A 6,177-nucleotide genomic window follows, 5' to 3' on the forward strand; every position below is an offset into this window, starting at 1 on the left:
GCTCCGCCCTCCGTCGCGCCGGACCCGCTTTCGCGCGGGCGCCATGGGGGTCGCCCTGGCGGTGACCGCCTCGCTCGCCGCCGCTCTGCCCGCCACCCCGGTCATGGCCGAACCGGTCGCCCACGAGGACTACTGCGCGCCCGCCGGATGCCACGACATCCTGCCCCCGGGCCAGAGCGGGAACGCCACCCTGGTCGAGATCCTCGGTCACCAACTGTTCGGCACGCGACCCGCGCACTCCTCCACCCAGCTCGACATGTACGACGACCTCGTCCACCACTACGACGGCCTCACCGAGGACGGGCTCGACGCCTTCTTCCACGACGCCTCCTACGGCGTCGACGACGCCGAGGTCGGTCGCGAGTACCGACCGCGCGAGGACGTCACCATCACTCGCGACGCCGCGCACGGCATCCCGCATATCCAGGGCACCACCCGCGAGGGCACCATGTTCGGTGCCGGGTACGCCGCAGGGGAGGACCGCCTCTTCCTCATGGACGTCCTGCGCAGGGTCGGCCGGGGCGAACTCACCTCCTTCGCGGGTGGGGCCGAGGGCAACCGGGGGCTCGAACAGGACCTGTGGTCCACGGCGCCCTACACCGAGGAGGACAAGCAGGCCCAGATCGACCGGGTCGCCGGTGAGGGGGAGCGCGGGGCCCGGGCCCTCGCCGACGTCGACGCCTACCTGGAGGGCGTGAACGCCTACATCGACGAGTCCGACAAGGGGCGCTACTTCCCCGGCGAGTACGTCCTGACCGGGCACAAGGACGCCATCACCAACGCCGGCGACATAGAGCCCTTCACCGCCACCGACGTCGTGGGCATCGCGGCCATGGTCGGCGGCATCTTCGGCGGGGGTGGTGGCGGTGAGGTCCAGGCCGCCCTCGTCCTGGCCGGTTTCCAGGATCGCTACGGCGCCGACGAGGGGCTGGAGCTCTGGAACGCCTGGCGGATGGAGAACGACCCCGAGGCGTCCGTGAGCGTCGAGGGCGAGTTCCCCTACTCCCAGACCCCCGACGACCCTGTCGGTCGGGTGCTTCCCGACCCCGGTTCGGTCGAGCCCTACGACATCGTCCACGACGAGTACGGTTCGGCGGCCTCGGACGCCTCCCCGGCCCGGGCGGGTGCCGCGAACGAGGAGGTCCCGGGGGCCGACGCCCCCACCGTCGAGGAACTCACCGAGCAACAACGGGCCGCACTGGAGGAGCGCGTCGAGGAGGGCGACCTGTCGGCCGCCGAGGGTCTCTTCGACGACGGGGTGCTCCCCGAGGGCTTCCTGGACCCGCGGGGCATGTCCAACGCCCTGCTGGTGTCCGGCGAGCACACCGAGAGCGGTCACCCCGTCGCGGTGATGGGCCCGCAGACCGGGTACTTCTCGCCGCAGCTGCTCATGCTCCAGGAACTCCAGGGGCCGGGCATCAGCGCCCGTGGCGCCTCCTTCGCCGGGGTGAGCTTCTACGTCCAGATGGGCCGGGGCGTCGACTACGCCTGGAGCGCCACCTCCGCCGGCCAGGACATCACCGACACCTTCGCCGTGGACCTGTGCGAGACCGATGGGTCCGCCCCCTCCACCGACTCGCGCTCCTACGTGAACGCCGCCGGTGACTGCGTGGACTTCGAGGTGCTGAGCGTCGAGAACGACTGGACGCCCACCATCGCCGACGGCACCCCCGAGGGCGGCTACACGCTCACCTCGCTGCGCTCCGACCACGGTCTGGTGCGGTCCTTCGCCACCGTCGACGGCGCCCCCGTGGCCTTCACCGAGCTGCGGTCCACGTACATGCGCGAGGTCGACTCCATCCTCGGCTTCCAGAAGTTCAACGATCCCGACGTGGTCACGTCGGCGGAGACCTTCACCGAGGCCGCCCACGACATCGGCTACGCCTTCAACTGGCACTACGTCGACGACCAGGACATCGCCTTCATCAACTCCGGGAACAATCCCGTCCGGATCGAGGGCACCGACCCCAACCTGCCCATCGACGCCTACTCGGACGCCGGCTGGTCCGGTTGGGACCCGGCCACCAACGAGGCCGACCTCCATCCGCAGTCCGACCACCCGCAGCAGATCAACCCGGACCACATCGTCAACTGGAACAACAAGCCCGCGCACGGGTACACCTCCGGGTGGTCGACCGGATCGGTCCATCGCAACGACCTGTTGGACGACCGTGTCTCCCGGCTCATCGACGACGGCCACGCGTTCACCACCGCCTCCCTCACCGCCACGATGATGGAGGCGGGCGTCGCGGACCTGCGCGCCGAACAGGTCCTGCCGCTGGTGCTGGACGTCATCGAGACCGGTGAGGTCGACGATCCCGCCCTCGCGGAGACGGTCGCCTCACTCCGGACCTGGGCGGACTCCGGTGCCCTGCGCCGCGAACCCCGGCGCGACGCCGGACACTACGAGCACGCCGACGCCATCCGGGTCCTGGACGCCTGGTGGCCGCTCCTGGTGCGGGCCCACTTCGAACCGGCTTTGGGCGAGGACCTGTACGAGAGCCTGACCCGGGCCGTCCAGATCGACGAGTCCCCCTCGGGCGCCATCGGCGGCGGTGAGCCCGGCAGTGTGGACCAGGCCCGGTCGCACCGGGGGTCGGCGTTCCAGTACGGCTGGTGGTCGTACGTGGACAAGGACCTGCGCACGCTGCTGGACCGGGAGGTCGACGGCACGCTCGGCGACCGGGTCTACTGCGGGGAGGGCGACCTCGACGCCTGTCGCACGACGCTGCTGGAGAGCCTGGCCGCCGCCGAGGCGACGCCGACCGCGGAGGTGTACCCGGGGGACGAGCACTGCTCGGCCGGTGACCAACTGTGCGCCGACACGGTGATCCACCAGGCCGTGGGCGGGATCGGGATGTGGCCGATCGCCTGGCAGAACCGGCCCACCTTCCAGCTCGTCTACCAGTTCTCCGGCGGGCGGTAGGCGCCCCGAGGGCCCTGCCGGGGGTCCACAGCGCCCGCTCGCCGGCCGCTCGGGAAGGGTGTGCGACCGCGCACCCCCGCGCAGGTCCGGCGGCGGGTGTGCGGTGGCGCCCACCGGCGGTGGATCGCGGGTGGGGCACCTGTGGCGCGTGGTGCACGCGAGAGGGGTGCGGGCCGCCACGCTCCGGTGACGGAGGTCGCCGTGGGTGGCGATCCTGTATCCGTCGCAGGATTCTTGTGGTTCGTCATGTATGTGTGGGTAGCGTAAGGGTTACCCGAAACCACAGCGGGAGGGCCGACAGGAACATGCCTGCGTGGCTGATCTGGATCATTCTCGCGGCCGCCCTCGGGGTCGCCGAGTTCTTCACGCTGACCTTCGTCCTCGGCCTGCTGGCCGCGGCCGCGCTGGTCGCCGGTCTCCTCGGAGCGCTGGGACTACCCGTGGTCGTGCAGATCATCGGGTTCGCGGCGGCGGCCGCCGCCGGGATCGTGCTGGTCAAGCCGATCATGGACCGGCAGATCTCCCGTGGCCCCGACGTCCGTTCCGGCGTCGCCGCCCTGGTGGGCCGCTCCGCCCTGGTCCTGGAACCGGTCGACGGCGACCACGGACTCATCAAGCTCAGCGGGGAGGAGTGGTCGGCGCGCTGCCTCCACGAGGACCTCGTCATCCCGGTGGGAGCGCACGTCGACGTCGTGGAGATCGACGGGGCCACCGCCGTGGTCTACCCGCGTGAGGCGCTGCCCGACGCCATCGAACCGAACGGGCCCGACCAGAACCGACCCGGACAGGATCGTCCGGACACGGACTGACCGGCACGACCGAGGCGGCCGGCCCCGGGACACGGAGGACGGCCCGGAGAGGACGGACTCCCACGTCGGTGCGGCACCGGCGCCGACCGGCCGCCACCGAACACAGTCACCCGAACACGAGCCGCACAGTCACCCACCGACCAAGGCACAGGTGCAGAAGATGGACCCTGCGATACCGCTCATCATCATCGCCGTTCTCCTGGTCGCCATCGCGTTGTCGGCGATCCGTATCGTCCCGCAGGCCCGCGCCTACAACATCGAGCGCTTCGGCCGCTACATCCGTACCCTCGACCCGGGACTCAACTTCATCATCCCGGGCGTGGACCGGGTCAACACCAAGTTCGACCTGCGTGAACAGGTCTTCAGCTCGCGCCCCCAACCCGTGATCACCGAGGACAACCTGGTGGTCAACATCGACACCGTCCTCTACTACCAGGTGACCCAGCCCAAGGCCGCCGCCTACGAGGTCGCCAACTACATACAGGCCATAGACCAACTCACCGTCACCACGTTGCGCAACGTCATCGGCTCCATGGACCTGGAGCGCACCCTGACCTCCCGCGAGGAGATCAACACCCGGCTCCGCGGAGTTCTGGACGAGACCACCGGCAAGTGGGGCATCCGCATCAACCGGGTCGAGATCAAGGCGATCGACCCGCCGCCCACCATCAAGGAGGCGATGGAGAAGCAGATGCGGGCCGATCGTGACAAGCGAGCGGCCATCCTGCACGCCGAGGGTGAGCGGCAGTCCCGCATCCTCAAGGCGGAGGGCGCCCGACAGCAGGCCATCCTGGAGGCCCAGGGTGACCAGCAGGCGGCGATCCTGCGCGCCGACGGTGAGGCCAAGGCGATCGAACGGGTCTTCCAGGCGGTGCACGCCAACAACGCCGACGCCAAGCTGCTCGCCTACAAGTACCTGGAGACGCTGCCGAGCCTGGCCGAGGGCGAGGGCAACACCTTCTGGGTGATCCCGGGTGAGCTCACCGAGGCCGTCAAGAACGTCTCCCACGCCTTCGCCGGCGACGCCGCCGAGGCCAAGCCCTCCACCGAGAAGGCCCAGGAGGAGGGACGGGGTTCCGGACCGGCGCAGATCACCGGCCCCGATCCCGCCCAGTCCACGGCCGCCCAGGAGGCCGCGGAGGAGGCCGCCGAGGCCGCGGAGAAGGCCGTCGCCGCCGCCCGGGACGACGTGCGCAGGGCCGGGGCCGGCATGAGTCCGCCCCCGCCGTCGCCGCGTGAGAGCGAGTGACCGGGTCCGATCGTCGCCCGGAACACCCGGGATCGATGACCGACGCCGGTGGCGGCCGTCCCTCCGCGGACGGCCGCCACCGTGCGTGGGAGCTCAGACCAGCAGCAGCTTGCCGGTGGTGGCGCGGGAGGTGAGGGCCTCCTGGGCCCGACCCGCCTCCTCCAGCGGGTAGCGTCCACCGATCCGCACGTCCAGCCGCCCCTGCTCGACCAGTGCGAACAGGTCGCGCGCCCGGCCCAGCAGCTCCTCACGGTCGGCGACGAAGTGCGCCAGCGAGGGCCGGGTGAGGAACACCGAACCGGCGGCGTTGAGCCGTTGCGGGTCCACCGGTTCCACCGCGCCGCTGGCCTGACCGAACAGCGCCAGCACCCCGCGCGGACGCAGCGACGCCAGGCTCGCGTCGAAGGTGTCGCGGCCGACCCCGTCGTAGACCGCGTCCACGCCCGAGCCGTCGGTGAGGTCGCGGACCGCTTCGGCCACCGGCGTCTCGGTGTAGCGGATGATCTCGTCGACCCCGGCGGCGCGGGCGACGGTCTCCTTCTCTTCGGTGGAGACGGTCCCGATCACCCGGGCGCCCCGGGCCTTGGCGAGCTGGGTGAGGAGCAGCCCGGTACCGCCGGCGGCGGCGTGCACCAGGATGGTCTCGCCCTCGGCCACCGCGTGCACCGAGTGGGTGAGGTAGTGGGCGGTCATGCCCTGGAGCAGCAGGGCGGCGGCCTGCTCGTCGGTGACGCCGTCGGGCACCGGCACCGCCAGGGCGGCGCTGACGGCGGTGCGCTCGGCGTAGCCGCCGGGTGCCATGGCCCAGCCCACGCGTTGCCCCACCGTGAGGTCGGTGACGCCCTCGCCCACGGCGGCGACCGTGCCGGCGGCCTCCATCCCGGGCACGAACGGCAACGCCACCTGGTAGACACCGCTGCGCTGGTAGACGTCGATGAAGTTGACGCCGCGAGCGGCCACGTCCACCAGGATCTGCCCCGCCCCCGGCTCGGGTGCGTCGGTCTCCTGAACCCGCAGGACCTCGGGTCCGCCGAACTCCTCCATCACGATGGCGCGCATGTCGTCTCGTCCTCCCTGCTCCGGCGTCCGTCCAGGGTCACCGGATCGGCCTCGGTCGTGGTGGTCCCGACCGTAGCGTGCCGGTCGTCCCGCCGGAACGGTCGGGGAGCGACCGTGCGCGCGAGGCCGAACGG

Annotated in this window: 4 protein-coding genes; 3 read left to right on the forward strand and 1 reads right to left on the reverse strand. The window is 71.3% G+C overall.

Annotated elements, in window-relative coordinates; translation table 11 throughout:
• Nucleotides 1-43 precede the first annotated feature (43 nt).
• From DSY14_RS26380 to DSY14_RS26390, 3 genes are all read left to right on the forward strand, one after another.
• A complete protein-coding gene (locus tag DSY14_RS26380) occupies nt 44-2,926 on the forward strand; it encodes a penicillin acylase family protein (RefSeq protein WP_211719324.1) in 2,883 nt (960 codons plus the stop codon).
• A 305-nt stretch (nt 2,927-3,231) separates the two neighbouring features.
• Complete coding sequence (locus tag DSY14_RS26385; RefSeq protein WP_211719321.1) at nt 3,232-3,735, forward strand: NfeD family protein; 504 nt, start codon at nt 3,232-3,234, stop codon at nt 3,733-3,735.
• 160 nt (nt 3,736-3,895) lie between these two features.
• On the forward strand, nt 3,896-4,984 hold the full coding sequence (locus DSY14_RS26390; RefSeq protein WP_211719322.1) for an SPFH domain-containing protein: 1,089 nt from the start codon (nt 3,896-3,898) through the stop codon (nt 4,982-4,984).
• Nucleotides 4,985-5,077: 93 nt separating this feature from the next.
• Here the strand turns inward: DSY14_RS26390 and DSY14_RS26395 are convergent, their stop codons facing one another.
• Nucleotides 5,078-6,043 carry a quinone oxidoreductase gene (locus DSY14_RS26395; RefSeq protein WP_211719323.1) on the reverse strand — a complete coding sequence of 322 codons (966 nt, stop codon included), beginning with the start codon at nt 6,041-6,043 and terminating at the stop codon, nt 5,078-5,080.
• Between the last annotated feature and the right edge of the window lie 134 nt (nt 6,044-6,177).

Origin of the sequence: Nocardiopsis sp. MG754419, assembly GCF_018207095.1 — a bacterium.
Classification (GTDB): Bacteria; Actinomycetota; Actinomycetes; order Streptosporangiales; family Streptosporangiaceae; genus Nocardiopsis.